Here is a 21818-nt window from a genome sequence, read left to right as displayed (position 1 = left end):
CCGTCCCGGTTCATTTTTGTCGGATATCTGCCTGGACCTCGGAGGCTGCCGCCACCGCATGTTCAGCCGCCGCCGCCGCGCTTGACGATCGGAGGCCTCCCGACCGGGCTGGCGAAATCGAGGCGCGGAAGATTGGCGTGGCCCAGATGCCCGCAGAACCATCGGCCCAGACTATTGGGTCGGCGCCTCCGTGCTCAGCAGCGTGCGGACCAGGGCGGACTGGCTGCGCACGCCCGTCTTGTCGAAGATGCGCTGCAACTGGGTGCGCAACGTGTTGACGCTGACGCCAAGCAGATCCGAGGCGGCTGCGAGGTCATGACCATCGACGATCAGGCGAGCGAGCCGGGCCTGTGCCGGCGAGAGGTTGAAAACCTCCCGCGCGTTGGCGATCCGGCGTTCAACCGTCTCGGCGTCGCCGAAAGAGACAAGCGCCCTGCCATCCTCGAGCAGGACCCAGCAATAGAGCGGCACGCCCACAGTATCCTCACCAAGCGCCACGGCCCAGGACTGCTTCGGGACGACGTTCAGCGGGCGTTGGCTCTGCAACTCGTGGAAAGCAAGGCGTACCGCGTCTCGCAGCGCGCCGTCGCGTTCACGCCGCCGGGCACGCAGGCGTCCGGCGGCGACCACAAGTCCCGGATAGTCGCGCATGCGCTCCCGCGCCAGCTGGTTCGTCCATAGGACCCGCGCGTCGGCATCGACCTCTATCAACGGGCAGCTCGCCTCCTCTACGGTGCACTCCATCATCACCATGCAGCCGATCTTCCAGGCGCCGTCGACCCTGTGGAGGATCCGAAGCTGGCGCTTTCGATCCTCGCCGGTGTCGCTGCCGATCTGATCGTAGGTCACCCAGGCCATGTTCCCGTCGACGACGACGTTAACCTTTTCCCAGCGGACGCGCTCCGCGAAAGCGTGTTTCTCCGGGAACCGTTCGACGATCTTCCTGATCCGCGCAGCGATCGGGTCCCACCCCTCGTCCACGCGCACGCCGAGCGAGGCCCATGCTTCCATACGGCGGGTCTGCGGCGACTGCACCCAGTGGTCAGCCCACGCCTCGAAGTCCCGTTGCAACCAGGCCTCCGTCTCGGCGCGGATCGCCGCCAGGATCGCCGCCCGGTCAGCCTCGCTTTCGTCCATCGCGCGGTTCCCTGTGGCAACGGATGGCAGCATAGCATGGTCAACCTGGTGATACATGATGGCACCTCATGCCAGGGCGATGCCGGCCAGCAGCAGGATCGTGCCGCCAGTCGTGCCGATGAGCCCAAGCAGCCGCAGCTTCAGACGCGGCAGGGTAACCTGATCTCTGTAGTACCGGTCCTCGGCCGAGGCGCTCATCGGTGGAGGGCGGCGGTCGCGCATGTGCGCCGCGACGAGACTCTGGAAGTCCATCTGTGCCTCCCGGTTCGGAGCTTCATCTGGCTCATCCTCGCACGCATCCGGGCCGGGCTCTGTCATGCAGGCGGATGACATCAAGCCGACTCCCGGCTTGGCGCAATGGAGAGGCCATGCGTCGTGCGCGGCGAATAACAGACGGTCGGCCTACAGACGGCCTCGGGAGATGCCGTGGCCGTACTCTCCCGAAACCTTGCGATCTATGCTCTCGCCAATTGCGTCCGCCTGTGGCGCACAAAACAAAAGGGATCAGTCGCCCCGCGAGGCGACTGACCCCTTGTGCGCGCCGGTCAACGGCGCACGGGTTCCGCTTCCCCGTCAGGCTTATCGGGCAATGCGGTGAATTAGTTCTGCGTGAGCGTCTGCGTGTAATGGCCGAGCCTGCTCTCGATCTCGCTGTTGCTTTGCAGTCCCATTTCCATGAGCTGCTTGATCTTGCCCTGCGCCTGGGGGCGCTGGACGGACGTGATGAACGCATCCCATCCGGCTCCGATCTCCGGATCGGATGGCAGGCTTGCGAAGTCAACGAGCCTCTTGGTGTCGGCGATAGCCGCGCGGTCGAACGACGCAATTCGCGTGGCGAGGGCGTCCACGAAGCCATCAAGCTGGTCATCCGGAAGCGAGCGATTGACGTACCCATACTTCTCGGCAAGATCGCCGTCGATGTCGTTGGCGCCGAGAAGTATTTCCAGTGCTCGTCCGCGACCCATCAGCCGTGGCAGGCGAGCCATCGGTCCACCGCCCGGCACAAGCGCGGCGCCAACTTCCCATTGAGACAGGATCGCCTTTTCGCGGCTTGCAAAACGCATGTCGCTGGCCAGCGCCAGTTCGCTTCCGACGCCGGTTGCCCTCCCGCGGATCAGGCTGATCGAGACGACGGGAGCGCGGGAGAGGCGGACCAGCATGTCGGGAAGCGGATGAAGACCGGTCGGGCCGGAGGGCAAGCCCGTGGAAGCCGACAGCGGCGGAACGAAATCGTAGTGCGTGAGGAAGAACCCCGGAACCGCACTGTCGAACACGACAACCTTGAGGTCCGGATCATTCTCGATCGCTGTGATCACCTCGTTGAGCTGCGGTATCGTTTCCGGCCCGAAGATATTGAACGGCGGATTGTCGAATGTGACGCGCCAATAGGAGGGCGACCGACGCTCGACCCGTATCTCCTTCTTTGCCGAGGAAGTCGTGCCTTCCGCGGAAGGCGCCGGGGCTGTCGAGCTCTTGGAGACTACGGTGGTGCCCGAATTCGAGCTGTCCGCCATCGCCGGCATGGCACCTGCGACGGCCGCCAGAAGAACCGCCGCCGACAAGACGCCGGCCTTGCGTTTTCTGGCGAGAACCGGCAGTCCGGTCGTTTCTGTCCTTGCAGCGGCGGGCTTCGTGTTTTCCGATTTCATGGTCGTTCTCCTGTCTGATTTGCACGGTTCAACGTCGCGTGGGTTCACGCGCGGCGGATCGGTTGGACGATCTGCCGTCTCGGGAGGAGTGCGGGCGGCGAAGCGCCCGCTCATGTCAGATGCCTTGACGCAGTGGCTTGAACGCGGTCCGCAGGTCGGCGGTCAGGAGCGTCGGCTGCTCCCAGGCCGCGAAGTGGCCGCCCTTGGGAGGCCGGTTGTAGAAGATGAGCTTCGGATAGGCGCTCTCGGCCCAGCTCTTCGGCGCCTGGTAGATCTCGTCGGGGAAGGCGCTGACGGCGACCGGGATCTTGATGCCGCGCGGGTCGAAGAAGCCGCCCGACGGGAAATGTGCATTGTCCCAGTAGAGGCGGGCCGAGGAGATCGCCGTGTTCGTCAGCCAGTAGAGGGTGACGTTGTCGAGGATGTCGTCCTTCGTCAGGCCCTCCGGCTTTCCGTCGAAGACGCGGGCGATCATGGCATAGCTGCGGATGTCATGGTCGAGCATCCATGAGGCAAGCCCGACCGGTGAGTCGACGATGCCGTAGAGCGTCTGCGGCCGGTTGTTCATCTCGATGGCGTAGCCGAGGCCATTCTTGTAGAAATCATCGAGCTGCTCATAGGCGCGCTTTTCGTCGGGCCCAAGATTGGCGGGCGGGGTCCCGGCGGATAGCGCCTTCGCGATATCGGCTGGGACGGTGGCCGCCATGTTGGTGTGGATGCCGAGAAGACCAGCGGGCTCCTGGACCGCCATCAGTTCAGTGACGGCATTGCCCCAGTCGCCGCCCTGGGCGACGTATTTCGTGTAGCCGAGACGCTGCATCAGCACAGCCCAGGCCTTGGCGATGCGGGGTGGGGTCCAGCCGGGTTCGGTCGGCTTGCCGGAGAAGCCGTAGCCGGGAAGCGACGGGATCACCACGTGGAAGGCATCGGCTTCGCTGCCGCCATGCGCCGTCGGATCGGTCAGCGGCTCGATGATCTTCAGCTGTTCGATGATCGAGCCCGGCCAGCCATGGGTGATGATGATCGGCAAGGCGTTCTCATGCTTGGACTTCACATGGATGAAGTGGATGTCCAGCCCGTCGATCTCGGTGACGAACTGCGGGTAGGAGTTGAGCTTCTTCTCGATCTTGCGCCAGTCGTAATCCGTTGCCCAGTATTCGGCGAGCTTCTGGATGGTGGCGAGCTGCACGCCCTGTGTGTGATCCTTGACCGTCTCACTATCTGGCCAACGCGTCGCCGCGACACGCTGGCGCAGGTCCTCGAGCTGTTCCTGGGGGAAGCTGACGTTGAAGGGACGGATCGATGCGTCGGCGGCTGCTACGGCGCCCATCATGCCGGGAATCAGGCTGAGCGTCGCGGCTGCAGCAGCGGTGGCGAGCAGTTCGCGCCGCGTCGGCGATAGCGATATTGCTGACATTTGGACCTCCTGTATCCAACCGCCAGTTCGCAGGCGGTTCCGGTTGAGTTCTGGATAGCTGCGGGCCTGCTTTGCCCGACGATGAGAGTTTAGGCCGAGTTGAGACCCGGGGCGAGTTAAGCTCCTTGAGGAAATCTGAAATGTTCTGAAGTGGTGGGAGTGCCGTGGGAACAAGACTGCCTGGGGCGCGCCTGATGATGAGGTTCGCCCATTGTCCTTGCCCGCACGCGGATGCTTGATTAGAGTATCGCCATCCTGAGCAACTGGGACTGTTAGTGCCTTGGGGCAGATCGAACCACGCGTGCTGGAGTCCCGAGGATGGGAAGTTGATCTCGCAAAGCGAGAGCTGCGGGCGCATGGTTCGGCGGTTCCGATCGGCAGCCGTGCCTTCGAGATCATCGAGACGCTCGTGGAGTCGGCCGGCGAACTGGTGACCAAGGACGATCTGATGAGGCGGGTCTGGCCCGGTCTCGTCGTCGAGGACAATACGGTTCAGGTCCATATATCCGCGATCCGCAAGGCGCTCGGCACCGATCGCAGCATGCTCAAGACGATCTCCGGCCGCGGCTACCGGCTGCTCGGCGACTGGACCATTCGGCAGGAGGCTTTGCCGGCACAGCCGCATGCGCCCGAGAGGGTGCGGTCGGCAGCGCATCCTTTCCTCACCAACGTTCCGATCGCGGCCTCGGCTCTTGTCGGCCGGGAGACGGCAGCCCAGAACCTCCGAGATCTCGTCTCCGCATACCGGGTGGTGACCCTGACGGGGCCTGGCGGCATCGGCAAGACCGTGCTCGCGTCGGAAGTTGCCCGCAGCCTGTTCCCGACGCTGGGAGGCGATGTCCTCTTCGTAGAGCTGGTGTCTCTGGCGGATCCCGATCTGGTGCCGTCTACGGTCGCTCACGTCCTCAATCTGCAACTGCAGGGGGACAAAATCTCGCCGGAGCTGGTCGCGCGGGCGATCGGCAGCAGGAGGGTGCTCCTGGTCCTCGACAACTGCGAGCACGTCATCGACGCTGCGGCGACGATGGCGGAAATCGTCGTGCGCATGTGCCCGAACGTGACGGTGCTTGCGACGAGCCGGGAGCTGCTTCGCATCGATGGCGAGTTCGCCTATCGCGTACCGGCGCTGGAAGTGCCGACACAGGATCTGGATGGTTCTGGTACTCTCCTTCAGCACAGCGCCGTGCAGTTGTTTGTCGCGCGGATGCGGTCGCTGCAGGCGGATTTCCTGCCGGGAGGGGACAAACTCCCCGCAATCGTCGCGATTTGCCGGCACCTCGACGGAATCCCGCTCGCCATAGAATTCGCCGCCGCCCGGGCCGCAACGCTCGGCATCCAGCAAGTCGCCGGGCGTCTGGACGATCGCTTCGTGCTGCTCACCGGCGGCCGTCGCACCGCGCTGCCGCGGCACCAGACACTGCGTGCCGCACTGGACTGGAGCTATGAACTGCTGCCCGAAGCGGAACGTCGACTGCTTCGGCATCTCGCGATCTTTCCGGCAGGGTTCACGCTCGATGCGGCTACCGCCATCATGAGCGACACGGAATCGAGCGTTGCACTCGGCATTTCAAATCTGGTCTCGAAATCCCTTGTGGCATTGGACGGATCGGAGGCCGCTCCGCGCTGGCGACTTCTCGAGACGGTTCGCGTGTATTCGCGCGAGAAACTGGTGGAGAGCGGAGAAGACGGGCGGGCGATGCGCCGACTCACGGAGTTCTGCCTGACCTTGTTTGCTCCGTTCGCCAAGGAAAGTGAGCTTCAGACGGCCATCGACGATCTGGGCCGCTATCGCCGTGAGGTTGATAATCTTCGTGCGGCGCTGACCTGGGCTTTCTCGCCAGGTGGCGATGGCGCGCTTGGAGCCGAGCTCGCTGCCACAGCAAGCGATTTCTGGGTCGCCATGTCTCTGGTCGCGGAGGCGAGCGAGTGGGCCGAAAAGGCGCTCGCCCAGATTGGAGACGCCGGCGGAACCCGTGTCGAAATGATCTTGCGATGCGGCCTCGGCTTTGCCCTGATCTATACTCATGGGATGAGCGCCTACGCCCGCGAGGTTCTCACGAGGGCGCTGACTCTTGCGCGCGAATTTGAGGATTTCGACTATCAGCAGCGTGCGACCTGCGGTCTCTGGCTCTTTTCCGCCCGCTCCATGGCTTTGAACGACGCGCTCGCCTTCGCCCGCGAATATGAACAGGTCGCCAGAGGTCGTGACCTCCAATCCCGTGCGACGGCGGCCTGGCTGGTGGGCATCCCGCAGACCTACGTGGCGGCGCATACCGAGGCGAGCGAACGGCTTCAATGGGCAGCCGACCAGTATCCTGCCGCGAGCCGCGGTCTCGACATGATGCGGCTCGGCGCCGATGTGCGCACGTCGGCGCTTGCTCACAACACGGTCAACCTGCTGTCGAAGGGCTTTCTGGAGGCCGCCTCGCAGACGGCAGGAAATACGATCGAAGAGGCGCGCGAAACGAATCAGCCGTTCGTGCTATGCGTTGCCCTCGCGTGGGCAGCCGGCTTCGTCTCGTTGAGCCTCGGTGAGCTGGACAAGGCCAGGGACTATGGCGAGGAACTCATCGATCACGCCTTCAAGCACGGGCTGCGGCCGTTCTACGCGGCCGGCCTCTGCGTGAGGGGCAGCCTTGCGGCAAGGCTCGGCGAACCCGAAGCCGGGGTCGGCTCGCTTCGCTCCGGCCTCGCTGAAATGCAACAGGCAAAATATCTGCTGTTCTACCCGTTTTTTCTGGCGGAGCTGGCTTCCGCGCTGGGCGCAATCGGTCGTTTCGATGACGGCCTCGTCGAAATCGACGAGGCATCGCGCTTCGCGATGCAGACGGGCTATCGGTGGTACATGCCCGAAATCCTGAGGATCAAAGCCGCGCTGCTGATGCAGCGCGGTCCCGACGACGTGGCGTCGATCGAGGATTTGTTCAGGCAGTCGATGAGGCAAGCCGCCGCGCAGCGGGCGGTCTTTTGGGAACTTTCGGCAGCGACCAGCCTTGCAGAGCTTTTGCAAGGTGAGCGCAGAGACATCGAAGCGGCTGCGCTGCTCTCTCCGGTATACGATCGCCTCACGGAGGGTTTCTCCGCATCAAGAGTGAAGCGGGCCAGAGCCTTGCTGGATCGATTGGCGATCTGAAGAGCTGCTGCCATTCCGCCGAGACTTAGGCGGCACGGCTCGGAAATCGCTGCGGTCATTGTGTGAGGGTGAAGAGACCGGCGGCCCACCCTGCAGTCGGCCCCTGCTTACCCCTGCGATCATCTGTCTCATCAGGGTCGCGTGGTGCCTGAAATTGCTGAATTCCCTAACGGTGAGACAGAGGTATACGGCTTGATTGTAACCGGTCCGTCCCGGGCCCATACGCTGCGCGCGGCCGGACCGCTGCCCCACCGGTTTCGACACTGGTTTTTTGCGCAAATTTTGCCGCTGACGCCTCCTTCCTAGCGGAAGTCGCAGAGGTATGGTTGCCAGCGTTTTCCCGAGTGCTGTTGCAGAGCGCCGGTCCCACGACGGGCGCTGGTCGTCGCCCTTGACTTGATGCGGCGAGGCCATAGACTCTTTGAGCAGTGTCTGGAAATCCACCGGAGGCGCTTAGATGAATATGGACCTCTCGCGACGCAGCTTCTTGAAGCTTGCTGGAGCGGGCGTCGCGGCAACGTCTCTTGCGGCTATGGGCTTCGAAGAAGCCGAGGCTGCCGAGGCTGCGCATGTGCGGCCCTTCAAGCTCACAAACACCACGGAAACCCGCAATACCTGTCCCTACTGCTCTGTCGCCTGCGGCATCATCATGTATTCGAAGGGTGACCTTCGCAAAGGCGAGACGGCGGATATCGTCCACATCGAGGGCGATGTCGATCACCCGACGAACCGCGGCACACTCTGTCCCAAGGGTGCGGCGCTCAAGGACTTCGTGAAGTCCCCGACCCGCCTCAAATATCCGATGCTGCGCAAACCCGGTTCCGACCAGTTCGAGCGCATATCGTGGGACGAGGCCTTCGATCGCATCGCGCGTCTGATGAAGGACGATCGCGACGCCAACTTCGTCGCAAGGAATGCGGCCGGCGTGCCCGTCAACCGCTGGACGACGGTCGGCATGTTGGCGGCATCCGCCACCACCAACGAGACGGCCTGGGCGACCTTCAAGTTCGCCAAGGGTTTGGGAATAGTCGGTTTCGATAATCAGGCACGCGTCTGACACGGCCCCACGGTGTCCAGTTTGGGCCCAACATTTGGCCGTGGCGCGATGACGAACGCCTGGACCGACATCAAGAATACCGACCTCGTTGTCGTCATGGGCGGCAATGCCGCCGAAGCACATCCCTGCGGCTTCAAGTGGGTCACTGAAGCGAAAGCGAACCGTGGTGCCAAGCTGATCGTCGTCGATCCGCGCTATACCCGCACGGCATCCGTATCTGACTACTACGCTCCGATCCGGCAGGGCACTGACATCGCGTTCCTGAACGGCGTGATCCGCTACTGCATCGAGAACGACAAAGTCCAGTGGGAATACACAAAGGCCTTCACCAATGCGGCCTACGTCGTCAAGGACGGCTATGGCTACCAGGACGGCCTGTTCACCGGCTATGACGAGGAGAAGCGCGACTACGACCGCTCGACCTGGGACTACGTCATAGGCGACGACGGCTTCGTCGTGACCGATCCGACGCTGCAGAATCCGCGTTGCGTCTGGAACCTGCTGAAAGTGCATGTGGATCCCTACACGCCCGAGATGGTCGAGCGCATCTGCGGCACGCCGAAGGACAAGTTCGTCAAGGTCTGCGAGATGATCGCGGAATGCTCGACGCCGACAAAGACGATGACGTCGATGTACGCACTCGGCTGGACGCAGCATTCGTCCGGCTCGCAGAACATCCGCGCCATGGCGATGTTGCAGCTCATCCTCGGCAATATCGGCGTGCGCGGCGGTGGCATGAATGCGCTTCGCGGCCATTCCAACATCCAGGGACTGACGGACGTCGGCCTGATGTCGCACCTGCTCACCGGTTACCTCACGATGCCGACCGAGAAGGAAACCGACTTCAACACCTACATGTCGACGCGGCAGTTCAAGCCGCTCCGCCCCGGACAGACCAGCTACTGGCAGAACTACAGGAAATTCATGGTTTCCTTCCAGAAAGCGATGTGGGGTGATGCGGCCCGCGCCGACAACGACTGGGCTTACGACTACATCTCCAAGCTCGACGTACCGTCCTACGACGTGCTGCGCGTGTTCGAACTGATGTATGACGGCAAGGTCAACGGCTATCTTTGCCAGGGCTTCAATCCGATCCTGGCCTTCCCGAACCGCGCGAAGGTCACGAAGGGGCTGTCCAACCTGAAGTGGCTGGTCACCATGGATCCGCTCGAGACCGAGACGGCTCGGTTCTGGGAAAACCATGGCGACTTCAACGATGTCGACACGGCCTCGATCCAGACCGAGGTGATCCAGCTGCCCACGACCTGCTTTGCGGAGGAGAATGGATCCCTGACCAATTCAGGCAGATGGCTGCAATGGCACTGGGCCGGTGGTACGCCGCCGGGCGAGGCCCAGCACGATACCTATATCCTTGCCCAGATATTCCTGAGAATGCGTGAACTTTATCGCAAGGAAGGCGGCGCCTTCCCCGATGCGGTCCTCAATCTCTCCTGGGAATATGCCGATCCGAACGAACCGACCGCGGAAGAATTGGCCAAGGAGATCAACGGCCGTGCGCTCTCCGATCTCATGGATCCCGCCGACCCGACGAAGGTGCTCGTGCCGGCCGGCAAGCAGGTCGTCAATTTCTCGCAACTGCGGGATGACGGATCGACCATGTCCGGCTGCTGGATCTATTCGGGCAATTTCAACGAGCAGGGCAACAACATGGCCCGGCGCGACAATCATGACCCGGACGACACCGGCGCCTATCTCGGCTGGACGTTTGCGTGGCCTCTGAACCGCCGCACCCTCTACAACCGCGCGTCGGCGGATCTGGAAGGCAAGCCGTGGGATCCGAGCCGCAAGCTGCTCGAATGGGATGGCACCAAGTGGACGGGCTACGACGTGCCCGACATAGCGCCTAATGCAAAGCCGGGCGATGTCGGACCGTTCATCATGAACCAGGAAGGAACCGCCCGCCTGTTCGCCCGCGGCCTGATGCGCGACGGTCCTTTCCCGGCGCACATGGAGCCGTTCGAATCGCCGGTCGCCAATGTCTTCAATCCGAAGATGCGCGGCAACCCGGTCGCGCGCGTGTTCGAGACGGATGCGGCGCAGTTGGGTACGTCCGACGAGTTCCCGTATGCGGGGACATCCTATCGCCTGACGGAGCATTTCCACTTCTGGACCAAGCACAACCGGGTAAACTCGGTGCTGCAGCCGCAGTTCTTCGTCGAGATCTCGGAGGAGCTGGCACAGGAGAAGAACATTCCGAACGGCAGTTGGGTGCGCGTATGGTCCAAGCGTGGCTCGGTGAAGGCTATCGCCATGGTCACCAAGCGAATCCGGCCGCTCATCTGCGACGGAAAGCCCGTTCATGTCGTCGGCGTCCCGCTCCATTGGGGCTTCACTGGATCGGCGCGAAAGGGCTTCGGTCCCAATTCGCTGGCCGCCTTCGTCGGTGACGCCAATATCGAAACCCCGGAGTCCAAGGCTTTCCTGGTCAACATCGAACCGACCACGCCGCCCAAGGACAAGGAGGTAACAGCATGATGGACAGTCCGCGCACTGCCGTCAGCAATCCGCCGGTCCAGCCGATGGAAAGCAATCTGACCGAGCGTGATCTCATCCGGCGCTCGGCCACCAGCGAGCTGGCGCCGCCGGAACGGCACCTGACGCCGGTGGCGAAGCTGATCGACGTCTCGAAATGCATTGGCTGCAAGGCCTGCCAGTCGGCCTGCATCGAGTGGAACGACACGCATCCGGACATCGAGGAGAACGTGGGGACCTATATGAACCCGCACGACCTCACCGCAAACATGTTCACGCTCATGCGGTTCACAGAATGGGTGAACCCGGAGACGGACAATCTGGAATGGCTGATCCGCAAGGACGGCTGCATGCATTGCGCCGATCCGGGCTGTCTCAAGGCCTGCCCTTCGCCCGGCGCGATCGTGCAGTATTCGAATGGCATCGTCGACTTCATCCACGAGAACTGTATCGGCTGCGGCTATTGCGTGAAGGGCTGTCCTTTCAACATTCCGCGTGTCTCCCAGGTGGATCACCGCGCCTATAAATGCACGCTCTGTTCCGACCGTGTCGCCGTGGGTCAAGGCCCCGCCTGTGCCAAGGCCTGCCCGACGCAGGCGATCGTGTTCGGTACCAAGGACGACATGAAGAAGCATGCGGAACAACGCATCGCCGATCTCAAGTCCCGCGGCTACCAGAACGCCGGCCTCTACGATCCGCCGGGTGTCGGCGGCACGCATGTCATGTATGTCCTGCATCACAACAACATGCCGCATATCTATGCCGACCTGCCCGACAATCCGAAAATCTCGCCGGTCGTTCAGGCGTGGAAAGGCGCCAGCAAGTATGTTGGGCTTGCCACGATGGGCGTCGTCGCCGCCGGCGCCATCCTGCACGGCATCTTCGGCAAGGCGAACAAGGTCCAGCGCGAGGATGAGGAGAACGCGGAACATCTGGTCGAGCGGGCGACGGACCACAGGGAGAACACCTGATGGCTGAGACGAACGACACACAATCCGGAGACACGATCCACCGGGGTCCACCGGTCACGGTTGGCCGCTACGGGCCGATCCAGCGCGTCAACCACTGGATCACCGCGACGAGCCTTATACTGCTCCTCCTGTCGGGGCTCTCGATGTTCCACCCGTCGCTTTTCTTCCTGACGGAGCTCTTCGGAGGCGGCCAGAACACACGCATGCTGCATCCGTGGATCGGCGTCGTGCTGTTCGTCAGCTTCTTTATCTTCTTCTTCCAGCTATGGCGCGCCAACCTGCCGAACCGGGTCGACGTCCAGTGGGTCTCGCAAATCGGCGATGTGGTCGCCGGCCATGAGGAGCGCCTGCCGGAGATTGGAAAGTACAATGCAGGCCAGAAGTTCATCTTCTGGGGCATGGCTTTCTTCATCATCGTGCTTATCGCAACCGGCCTCATTATCTGGGACCAGTATTTTGGCGGGCTGACCTCCATCGGCGTCAATCGGGTCGCCGTCCTGGTTCATTCGATGGCTGCCGTCCTTATCATCCTGCTCTTCATTCTCCACGTCTATGCGGCGATCTGGACGCGGGGTACGCTTCGCGCAATGACGCGCGGATCCGTCACCGGCGGCTGGGCCTGGCGTCATCATCGCAAGTGGCTGAAAGAACTGGCTGGACGCGGCAAAATCGATCCTGCAGAGTAATAGTACTGGAAGCTGTGGCCGGTCGGCCCGCGAGGTAAAATGTCAACATCGTCGCCCCTCCAGCCCGATCCATCGGTAATCGGAGGCATATCGAAGGCAGCCTTCGCCTTCCTGCCCAGCCCGGAGCGATTGTTTTCCGAACGCGCCAAGCGCCTTGACGTGCTGGCGCAGGGCAGTCGCCTGGCACCCTATCTGGAATTCCTGGCGGGGTTGTCGCGCATCCAGGCCGAACTTGCATCAAGCCTGCCGCCGGTCGAAGCGATCCCCACCCAGCAGGTGGAGCGAGCAAGGGAAAGCGCGATGCCGCCTTTGGATCGCCTGGCAATGGCCGCGCAGCCTGGCTACCGGCAGACGATCCGGAACTTTCTCGAGGCTGCCGAAGGGCTGGCCAAACCCGCGGCTGCCGCGGCTGCTCTCGAGGAACTGCGTGCGGCGGATGCGGAGACGATGGATTGGATCATCGGCAATGTCATGGCCGATAGCCTGCCCGCGGAAAGCCTTGCACATCACCTGTACCTTTACGCGGCAACGCAGGTTCATGCCTCCAGGATCGCGGCCCGCCTCGATGCGGCTCGCCTCGTGCCAATTCGTGTCGGTATCTGTCCAGTCTGTGGCGGCCGGCCCGTGGCGTCGATGGTCGTCGGTGTTCCAGGCTCGGAGGGCGCGCGCTACGGCTGTTGTTCGTTCTGCATGACGCGGTGGAACGAGGTCCGGATAAAATGCCTGGCTTGCGGTTCGACGGAAGGCATTGGCTATCGGGCGGTTGAGGTCGCCGAGGAAGATGCAACGGTAAAGGCGGAAGTCTGCGACACCTGTCACAGCTGGGTCAAGATCCTCTACCAAAACAAGAATCCATCGCTCGAACCGATCGCGGACGATGTCGCGAGCGTCGGCCTCGACATGCTGATGAAGGATACCGAATATCGACGAGCGGGCTTTAATCCCTTCCTGATGGGCTATTGAGGAGATGGGGATGGACGAACTCAGAGCGCTACCGTCCGTCGACCAAATGCTCAAGGCGCCGGCATGCTCGCCGCTCGTTGAGCGATACGGCCGCTTGGTCGTGACGGAGGAGCTGCGCAAGGTTCTGGCGGAGATCCGCGCCGCCGCGCGCACCGGAACTGCGATTCCGGACGGAGCGGATATCTTGGCGTCGCTCATGAGCCGCATCGAATATCGCGACCGCTCGAATCTCCGCCCACTCTTCAACCTGACAGGGACCGTGCTTCACACCAATCTTGGGCGGGCTTTGCTGGCGGAGGAAGCCATAGCGGCCGCCGTCGATGCCATGCGCGAGGCGGCCGCACTCGAGCTTGATCTCGATACCGGCCGGCGCGGCGAACGTGACAGCCACCTCCGAGAGCTTCTCTGCGAACTGACCGGCGCGGAGGACGCCACCATCGTCAACAATAACGCCGCTGCCGTGCTGATCGCCCTCGGTACCATCGGGCAAGGGCGGGAGGCGATCGTTTCACGTGGCGAATTGATCGAGATCGGCGGAGCTTTCCGCATGCCTGACATCATGGAACGGGCCGACGTTACGCTTGTCGAGGTGGGCACGACCAACCGCACGCACGCGCGGGACTATGGCAACGCAATCCGTCCCGAAACGGCGCTGATCCTCAAGGTGCATACATCCAATTACCGCATAGAAGGCTTCACGGCAGAGGTGCCGGGCGCGGAGCTGGCGGAAATTGCCAGAGAGGCGGGCATTGCGCTCCTGAACGACCTGGGATCGGGAACGCTCGTCGATCTCACGCGCTTCGGGTTGGCAAAGGAGCCCACCGTTCGAGAGGCGGTTGCCGAGGGCGCGGATCTCGTCACTTTCTCCGGCGACAAGCTGCTCGGCGGCCCCCAGGCAGGCTTCATCGTCGGGCGAAAAGATCTGATTGCTCGGATCAACCGCAATCCGCTGAAGCGCGCGCTGCGTGTCGACAAGATCAGGATCGCCGCCATGGCCGCAACGCTGAAGCTTTACCGCGATCCCGATCGTCTGGCCGAGCGCCTGCCAACGCTTCGGCTGCTAGCGCGTCGGCAGGACGAGATCAGAGCGCAATCGGAAAGGATCGCACCGGCGGTTGCACGGGTTCTGACCGTTCACGGCTATTCGGTGGAGACCTGCATCTGTCACAGCCAGATAGGTTCCGGGGCCCTGCCGGTCGATACCATTCCGAGCGCAGGGTTGAGGATCACCGGGAAAACTGGTGGAGCGCTTGAGAAGCTCGCGGCCGCCTTTCGCGGCCTGCCGCGCCCGGTCTTGGGACGTTTGCAGGAGGGGGCATTGGTCCTGGACTTGCGCTGCCTTGTCGATGAGACAGGCTTCATCGAGAGCCTGTCGCAAGTGGCGAACCATGGGCTGGCTTGACCGCTTCCGGCGAGCGAGGCAGGAGCCTGCCGAGGATGCCATGGGCAGGGCGCTCGCGGCTGCGAACACCGGCGACTATGAGACCGCGCTCGCCATCTGGGAGCCGCTTGCCCGTGCCGGTGTCGCGCGCGCCCGGAACAATATCGGGGCTTGCTTCGCAGAAGGTTTGGGCGTTCCACGCGATCGGATACTTGCCCTCAAGTGGCTGACGCTTGCTGCGGAGGCAGGCGATCCCGTCGGTCAGCGCAACTATGCCGCCTTCCACATGCAGGGCGTCGATGGCACCGATGCCGATTACAAGCTTGCCGCCGAGTTCTATCGCAAGGCCGCCGAGCAGGGAGATGCGCCCGCGCAGGACATGCTGAGCTGGATGCTTCTCGAAGGCGAGGTTGTGCCGCCCGATCCGATCGAGGCTCGTCTCTGGGCAGAGCGTGCGGCCACATCCGGCATCGCCGCCTCGATGACTCGCCTCGGCATGCTCTATCACAATGCCATCGGCGTCGATCGGGATGCCGTTCAGGCAGCCTATTGGTGGGAAAGGGGTGCGATGCTCGGCGATGCCGACGCACAGGCGATGCTCGGCGCTGCATGCCACATGGGCACCGGGATCGCTGCTGATCGCGTGGCGGCGCTCGCCTGGCTCCTGCGCGCAAGGGACGGCGGCAGTCCTCTTGCCGAACCGTTCATCGGGCCGGTGGGCGATGGCCTTTCGAAGGATGAAATCACCGAGGCCGAACGGCGGGCACTCCTGCCGCTTCCGGGAGGCGCCCCATGATCATCGGCACGGCCGGCCATATTGACCACGGAAAAACGTCGCTGGTGAAGGCGTTGACTGGCGTCGACACCGATCGCCTCAAGGAGGAAAAGGCGCGCGGCATCACGATCGAACTCGGCTTCGCCTATACGAAATTCGCCGAGACCATAACCGGCTTCGTCGACGTTCCCGGCCATGAGCGCTTCATACACACGATGCTCGCGGGCGCGGGCGGTATCGACTACGCTCTTTTGGTCATCGCCGCCGACGACGGCATCAAGCCGCAAACGCTCGAGCATCTGGCAATTCTCGACCTTCTGGGGATCAAACGCGGCATAGTCGCGCTGACCAAGGCCGATCTCGCCGATCCGGAACGGCGCGATGTTCTCGTTGCCGAGATCGGAGATATGCTTGCGCCGACAGGTCTGCGCGGGGCTGAAATTGTTCCGGTCTCCGTAGTGACTGGAGAAGGAATCGGACTTCTGAGGGAGAAGCTCGCCGAGGCGGAGCGCCAGACGGTCGCCGCCAGTGCCGATGGACGCTTCCGGCTGGCCGTGGATCGCTGCTTCACGCTTTCCGGCGCCGGGACGATTGTGACCGGGACCGTGCTTTCGGGATCGGTCGCGACCGGTGACCAGGTGATGGTCTCTCCCCCGGGCCTGCATGCGAGAGTCCGGTCGATCCATGCCCAGAACGAGCCGGCCGAGCGCGGCGTGGCAGGACAGCGATGCGCCCTCAACCTCGCCGGAGAAGGTATCGCGAAGGAGAAGATCGCGCGGGGCGACATGATCGTCGATCCGTTCCTCCACGCGCCAACGGACAGGCTGGATGCGGAATTGTCGGTATTGGCAAGCGAGCCGAAGGCGATTGGACAATGGTTTCCGGCCCGGTTCCATCACGCCGGCGCGGAAGCCGACGTGCGCATCGTGCCATTGCAGGAGGCGTTGGAGCCGGGGCGTTCGGGTTTGGCGCAGCTCGTGCTCGACCGGCCGATCGCCGCCACGGTAGGTGATCGCTTCATTCTGCGTGACGTTTCCGCGCAGCGGACAATCGGGGGTGGCCGGCTGGTCGATCTGAGGCCGCCTGCGCGCAAGCGCCGCTCGCCGGAACGGCTGCAGCGTCTAGAGGCCGCAGGGCAGCCCGCGGCGGCGCAAGCGCTCGAGGCACTCCTGAATGCCCCACCCTATCTCGTCGATCTTGACGCTTTCGAACGCGACCGCGCACTTGCGGAAGATCAACTGGTGGCGATCGTCGAACAGGTCGGAGCAGTCGTCATTGCGAGCTCCTCGGCCCGATATGCACTTTCCGCCGGGTTTCGCGCCAAGTTCTGCGATCAGGTCGCAGCCGAGCTTTCAACGTTTCATGCCCTGAACCCCGACCTTCAGGGAATTGGCCGCGAACAGCTGCGCATGAAGCTGACGATCCGGCTGCCGAGTCCGGCCTTCGTCGCCGCCTTGCGGGCGGATGCCGCGGCGAGACGGATCGTGCTGGAAGGGTCTTTCGTGCGCCTGCCAGGGCATGAGGTGCGGCTTACCGAGAAAGAAGAGGGGCTTCTCGAGCTGATCGATCCTCACCTGCGGGGCGATGGGCGATTTCGGCCGCCGCGCGTGCGGGACTTTGCGGAGATGCTCGGTGCCGACGAGAAGGAGGTCAGGCGGGTGCTGAAGCTCTGCGCGCGGCTCGGGCGCGTCGACGAGATACGCCACGACCATTTCTTCTTGCGGTCCACGACCGCGGAAATGGTCGAGGTGATAAGGGATGTCGCCACTCATGCCGAGCATGGGGAATTTGCGGCGGGCGCCTTTCGTGATCGTATCAACAGCGGTAGAAAGGTGGCGATCGAGATCCTCGAGTTCTTCGATCGCCAAGGGATAACGCTCCGGCGCGGCGATGTCCGCCGCATCAACCCGCACAGGCTCGACCTTTACGGTCCGTCTCCTGCAGATGCCGGCCAAGGAGGAGATTCGTCCCCGGTGGGGCGTCCGGACTTCAAATCCGGGTGGGGCAGCGATGCTGTCCTGGGTGGGTTCGACTCCCATTCTCTTCCGCCATCCGGAGAGCGCTCGTGACCTCGCCATCTGCAACGACCGATTTTGACGACTGGATCGTGCGGACATACGCGGAGGCCGGTTCCTTCACGATGCTGTTCGTCCTGCTTCGCATCGGCGAAATACAGGTCGATCTCCTCCGCTCGGCCTACCTGCATGTCGTCGGCGACGAGCTCCGCTGGGAGGAGATGGCCGGCCTTCTCGAAAGTGCGGGCGTGGCCTGGTCGGGCGCCGTCTTCTTTCGTGCCGGACATGAGGGCCTCGTCGAAGATGGCGCAGCCAAGGCCCGCTTGTCGTCGCTGGTGCGCAAGCTGAACGAAGATCGATCCCTGATCCGCGAAGGCGAATTCTTCAATCGAGACGGGCTGCGCCTGATGATAGAGGAGATCAAGGCGCACTGATCCCGGCCACTCGGTGGCGCGTCCGCAATCGAACCTTAGGCGACGACTTCCTTCGATGTTATCGAATAGGCGAAGGTCTTCGGGCTGAGGCAATCGACCTCTCCGCGCGATGTGACTGCGGCCGGATACATCAGGAAGCCTTGGCGCTCGCTGCCGCCGGGCAGCACGAGGTCGCGGGCGCTGTTGTAGGAAACCCAGTTCATTTCCCAGTTGCCGAATGCCTTGCGACGGAATGCCTCCACAGCCGCGTTTTCGAGCGGGAGCTTTTCCTCAAGGACGACCTTGCGCACGTCCGCCGGATCGACGGCTACCCAGCCTTCCGATTCGAGGTAGAATTCCGCGCGGCAGTGCTGTGCCTTCGTTATATCGCCGCTGCGCCCGAGGCTCTTGAAATCGTCCGAGTCCGCCACGCGGATGCCGAAGACATCGCGTGCGGGCAGGCCAGCCGCCCGCGCAAGCGCTACGAAGAGGCTGCTGATATCGGCACACTTGCCGCCGAAGTACCCGCTTTCCAGCATGTCCTTGACGTTGCCCACGCCGCAGCCGGCCACATTCGCATCTCGGAACGTATTGTCGATGACCCAGTCGTAGATGGCGCGAGCCCGGTCCTCCGGCTCTGTGCGGTTCCCGACAATGTGCATGGCCGTCGTCTGGACGATACCGTCGGTCGGCATGCTGGGCGTGCTGCGAAGCTCGCGCTGCAGTTCATCCTGCGAGGCCGGAACGCGATTGGCGGGTCCGCGGTCGCGGGTCGAAACGCGTTGCACGACTTCGATTGACCGATCCTTATCGCCCGGCCACGTGGCGTGAAGAATGCTCGCGCCCGATGCCGGATCCTCTTCGATTGCGATGCTTTCGCTGCTTGAAACCCAACGAGGCTGGTCCGCCTTCTGGTAGTCTCCCGCCGACTGGATGATCGGCAGCCAAAGCTGGGCCGGTCCTTCAACCTCCTGGAGCTTGACGGACGTCGTCACGTCGAACGTGCGCCATGAGCCTTCGGGCTTCGCGAGGTTCTCCGCTGCATGGGCCGCGCCTGAACTGCGCGAAATCCATGCGGCCGCGAGGCCGGCTGCTGCGGCATTCTCAAGAAATCGGCGGCGGTTGATCATCGAACTGGCTCCTCTGCGCTGCATGGCTGAGATGCGTCATATGGGTCAGGCAAAAGATCAGATAGCGCAGTGAGCTCATGTGAAAATGGCGGCCGCACGCTTTTTGGCGGTCAGCATCGCTGCTGGGCAGCGGATGGCGGTGCCGGATTGTCGCTCTCCGATTCCGGCGCCATCGTGAGGTCAAGTCCCCTTGCCGTCGGTGGTTGCCAGGTGGTCGATGCGGCCGTCGCACCGGAAGGGTTCGTGCCGATATGCGCGCCGCCGGTTCCGCCGGTCCAACCGCTCGTGCCGGCATTGTGCGGCGCCGTGCTGTCCGTATTGCCCGGAACCGGGTCGGTGGCCGGCTCCGCCTTGCCAGCATCGACGCATCCCGTGGGCTTCGGCATGTCCTGCGCCAAAGCCGGCGAAAGTGCCAATGTCATCGGGGCAAGTGCAACGGAACCGATGATGAGGTGTCTCATTCGCATTGCAACCTCCTTGCAGTCGATCGGGGAACTGGTCCCGCGTTGCTCAGGTTTCCACCATGACACGAGAGGGGCCGGTCTCTGCGGTGCCGACGATGCTCGCCAGCGGATAGCCTGACGTCCGCGCCGACCCGACCACGTCATCGGCCCGATCGGCGGCACATGCAATCAGGAGGCCGCCGGATGTCTGTGGGTCGGCGAGAAGCATGCGCTGCCAGTCGGGCAGGCCGGGCGGAAGGTCTATATCCTTCTCGTAGCTTACCCAATTCCGGCCGGAGGCGCCCGTGACATAGCCTTCCCGGGCCAATTCTTCGGCCCGGGACAGAAATGGAATGGCGTCGAGCTTGAGTTTCAGGCACACCCGCGACGCCTTTGCCATCTCCAGCGAATGTCCGAGGATGCCGAAGCCCGTGACGTCGGTGATGGCATGGATATCGGGGTCCTCAGAAAGCTCGGCACCGAGGCGATTGAGCAGCGTCGTCGATGCGAGCATCTCGTCATAGGCTTCGGCAGAAAGGGCGTTCTTCTTGATCGCTGCCGAATAGATGCCAACGCCAAGGCCCTTCGTGAGGATCAGTGCATCCCCCGGTTTGACGTCGCTGTTGCGGCGGACCCTTCCGGGTTTGCAGATCCCGATCACTGCCAGACCGTAGATCGGCTCGAGTGAATCGATCGAGTGGCCGCCGGCGATCGGGATCCCGGCCTCGGCACAGATGGAGGCGCCGCCCGCCAGGATCTTGCTGATGGTTTCCGGCTCCAGCTTGCTGATCGGCATGCCGAGGATCGCCAGGGCTAGGATCGGGCGCCCGCCCATGGCATAGACGTCAGAAATGGCGTTCGTGGCCGCGATGCGACCGAAATCCCGTGGGTCGTCGACCATCGGCATGAAGAAGTCCGTCGTCGCAATGACGCAAAGGTCTTCATCCAGCTGCCAGACCGCGGCGTCATCGGCCATATCGTTGCCGACCAGCAGCTGGCTGAATCCGCGGGCTTCCGGCTGGTCCGCCAGGAGCTTCTGCAGGACGGCGGGCGCAAGCTTGCAGCCGCATCCGCCGCCATGGGCGAGATCGGTGAGTCGGAAGGCGGGCTTTTCCATCGACATGCTCCCTGCAGCGCAATCTGACTGAGAACTGGGCTCCAATGGAAGAAATAAAAGCCCTCCGGCGATCTTCAATGCCCGCGGCGCGATGACCCAGGTCGACTACAAGATGGCAAGATGGATGCCAGGCTTCGGAAGGGTGCGGATGAAACGGACCAGCGGCCGGCCGGCAGAGGAATCGGCGAAGATGCGTTTATTGCGGCCCGAAGGCTTCCCGGAGGCTTACGCTCTTGCGTTCGCGAAGGTCGAGGTCGGCCTCGATGTGCGATATGTGGTGAACCATGAGGCGGCAAGCCTCGTCGGCATCCTTGCGCTCGATCGCGGCAACGATGTCGCCATGCTCCGAATGCCCGCAGCTTGAGACGGTCGACTGCCCGTACAGGGCGATCACCAGCGAGGAGCGGGCGACGAGTTCTTCCATGAAGCGCTGCAGGATCGCGTTGCCGGCAATCTGCGCGACCGTGAGATGGAAGTCGCCGGAGGCCTTGATCTCGGCGCGGCGGGCCGGCTGGCCGCGCTCGCCCATCAGGCGGCCTTCCTCCAGGAGCAGCTGCTTGAGGTGCTGGATTTGCGAGGGTGTGGCGCGCGCTACCGCCTCCCGCAGGATGCCGGGCTCGAGAAGGCGTCGCGAGGCGAAGATCTGGCGCGCTTCATCGGGCAGCGGATAGGCGACGAAGGCGCCGCGGTTCTTCTCGACGCTGACCAGGCCCTCATAGGACAGAGCCTGCAGTGCAGCACGGGCAAGGGTGCGACTGACACTGAAGAGACTGCCGACGTCGCTTTCCGAAAGCTTCGTGCCCGGAGCAAGACGCCGTTCGACGATCGCATCACGGATCGAATCTCTTATCTGCGGAACCCCGGCTTCGCCGGATTCGTCGGTCGCTTGAAACACGCTGGAGGAGCACTTTATCTGTTGAATACCACGATAGGGCGGATGATATCGGGCTTCGCCGTAAAAGTTAACCGGAATTTGCGCGCAAACCACGGCGAAATTGTATACGATTTTCTGCATTAATTGAGCACAAACGCCTATTC

16 protein-coding genes, 1 tRNA gene and 1 pseudogene are annotated in these 21818 nt (G+C 63.1%); 10 read left to right on the top strand and 8 right to left on the bottom strand.

Annotated features, from left to right (window positions below; all coding sequences use genetic code 11):
• Positions 1–171: 171 nt before the first annotated feature.
• The 4 genes from EV286_RS12220 to EV286_RS12205 form a co-directional block, all read right to left on the bottom strand.
• Positions 172–1194 (bottom strand): LuxR family transcriptional regulator, encoded by a 1023-nt coding sequence (locus EV286_RS12220; RefSeq protein WP_132957363.1) that lies wholly within the window; start codon positions 1192–1194, stop codon positions 172–174.
• A 9-nt stretch (positions 1195–1203) separates the two neighbouring features.
• Positions 1204–1389 (bottom strand): hypothetical protein, encoded by a 186-nt coding sequence (locus EV286_RS12215; protein WP_132957362.1) that lies wholly within the window; start codon positions 1387–1389, stop codon positions 1204–1206.
• Positions 1390–1736: 347 nt separating this feature from the next.
• Positions 1737–2660, bottom strand: coding sequence for an enoyl-CoA hydratase/isomerase family protein (locus EV286_RS12210; RefSeq protein WP_132957533.1), 924 nt, complete (start codon positions 2658–2660; stop codon positions 1737–1739).
• A gap of 241 nt (positions 2661–2901) precedes the next feature.
• The gene (locus EV286_RS12205) at positions 2902–4203 is read right to left on the bottom strand and encodes an epoxide hydrolase family protein (protein ID WP_132957360.1); all 1302 of its coding nucleotides are present in this window, start codon (positions 4201–4203) and stop codon (positions 2902–2904) included.
• Positions 4204–4483: 280 nt separating this feature from the next.
• On the opposite strand from EV286_RS12205, the gene EV286_RS12200 reads away from it, so the two are divergent.
• The 10 genes and pseudogenes from EV286_RS12200 to EV286_RS12160 all read left to right on the top strand — a co-directional run bounded on the left by EV286_RS12200 (position 4484) and on the right by EV286_RS12160 (position 18111).
• Entirely contained in the window at positions 4484–7336 is a 2853-nt protein-coding gene (locus EV286_RS12200; protein ID WP_132957359.1) for a winged helix-turn-helix domain-containing protein, read from the top strand.
• A gap of 457 nt (positions 7337–7793) precedes the next feature.
• Positions 7794–10889, top strand: a complete 3096-nt coding sequence (gene fdnG, locus EV286_RS12195) for a formate dehydrogenase-N subunit alpha (protein ID WP_132957357.1) — start codon at positions 7794–7796, stop codon at positions 10887–10889.
• The gene (gene fdxH, locus EV286_RS12190) at positions 10886–11857 is read left to right on the top strand and encodes a formate dehydrogenase subunit beta (RefSeq protein WP_132957355.1); all 972 of its coding nucleotides are present in this window, start codon (positions 10886–10888) and stop codon (positions 11855–11857) included. The genes fdnG and fdxH overlap by 4 nt, the downstream gene beginning before the upstream one ends.
• On the top strand, positions 11857–12543 hold the full coding sequence (locus EV286_RS12185) for a formate dehydrogenase subunit gamma (RefSeq protein ID WP_132957353.1): 687 nt from the start codon (positions 11857–11859) through the stop codon (positions 12541–12543). Before fdxH ends, EV286_RS12185 begins: the two co-directional genes overlap by 1 nt.
• 39 nt (positions 12544–12582) lie before the next feature.
• The gene (fdhE, locus tag EV286_RS12180) at positions 12583–13506 is read left to right on the top strand and encodes a formate dehydrogenase accessory protein FdhE (RefSeq protein WP_132957351.1); all 924 of its coding nucleotides are present in this window, start codon (positions 12583–12585) and stop codon (positions 13504–13506) included.
• A 10-nt stretch (positions 13507–13516) separates the two neighbouring features.
• Positions 13517–14908, top strand: a complete 1392-nt coding sequence (gene selA, locus EV286_RS12175) for an L-seryl-tRNA(Sec) selenium transferase (RefSeq protein WP_132957350.1) — start codon at positions 13517–13519, stop codon at positions 14906–14908.
• The gene (locus EV286_RS12170; protein WP_132957348.1) at positions 14895–15683 is read left to right on the top strand and encodes a tetratricopeptide repeat protein; all 789 of its coding nucleotides are present in this window, start codon (positions 14895–14897) and stop codon (positions 15681–15683) included. Before selA ends, EV286_RS12170 begins: the two co-directional genes overlap by 14 nt.
• Positions 15680–17503 (top strand): annotated as a pseudogene (gene selB / locus EV286_RS12165) (selenocysteine-specific translation elongation factor); the annotation flags it as partial. The gene EV286_RS12170 and the pseudogene selB, both read left to right, overlap by 4 nt.
• Positions 17504–17617: 114 nt before the next feature.
• Positions 17618–17713 (top strand) — tRNA-Sec (locus EV286_RS31940).
• 14 nt (positions 17714–17727) lie between these two features.
• A complete protein-coding gene (locus EV286_RS12160; protein ID WP_132957345.1) occupies positions 17728–18111 on the top strand; it encodes a hypothetical protein in 384 nt (127 codons plus the stop codon).
• 35 nt (positions 18112–18146) lie between these two features.
• Here the strand turns inward: EV286_RS12160 and EV286_RS12155 are convergent, their stop codons facing one another.
• From EV286_RS12155 to EV286_RS12140, 4 genes are all read right to left on the bottom strand, one after another.
• Positions 18147–19220: a transglutaminase family protein gene (locus EV286_RS12155; RefSeq protein ID WP_132957343.1), complete on the bottom strand. Its 1074-nt coding sequence runs from the start codon at positions 19218–19220 to the stop codon at positions 18147–18149.
• A 110-nt stretch (positions 19221–19330) separates the two neighbouring features.
• On the bottom strand, positions 19331–19687 hold the full coding sequence (locus tag EV286_RS12150) for a hypothetical protein (protein WP_132957341.1): 357 nt from the start codon (positions 19685–19687) through the stop codon (positions 19331–19333).
• Between the two features lie 43 nt (positions 19688–19730).
• Positions 19731–20780, bottom strand: coding sequence for a selenide, water dikinase SelD (gene selD, locus EV286_RS12145; RefSeq protein ID WP_132957339.1), 1050 nt, complete (start codon positions 20778–20780; stop codon positions 19731–19733).
• A gap of 196 nt (positions 20781–20976) precedes the next feature.
• Complete coding sequence (locus tag EV286_RS12140; RefSeq protein ID WP_132957532.1) at positions 20977–21693, bottom strand: GntR family transcriptional regulator; 717 nt, start codon at positions 21691–21693, stop codon at positions 20977–20979.
• Between the last annotated feature and the right edge of the window lie 125 nt (positions 21694–21818).

It is taken from the genome of Rhizobium sp. BK251, from assembly GCF_004345245.1.
Taxonomy (GTDB): Bacteria; Pseudomonadota; Alphaproteobacteria; order Rhizobiales; family Rhizobiaceae; genus Rhizobium.
This window is presented reverse-complemented; position numbering and strand designations above follow the sequence as displayed.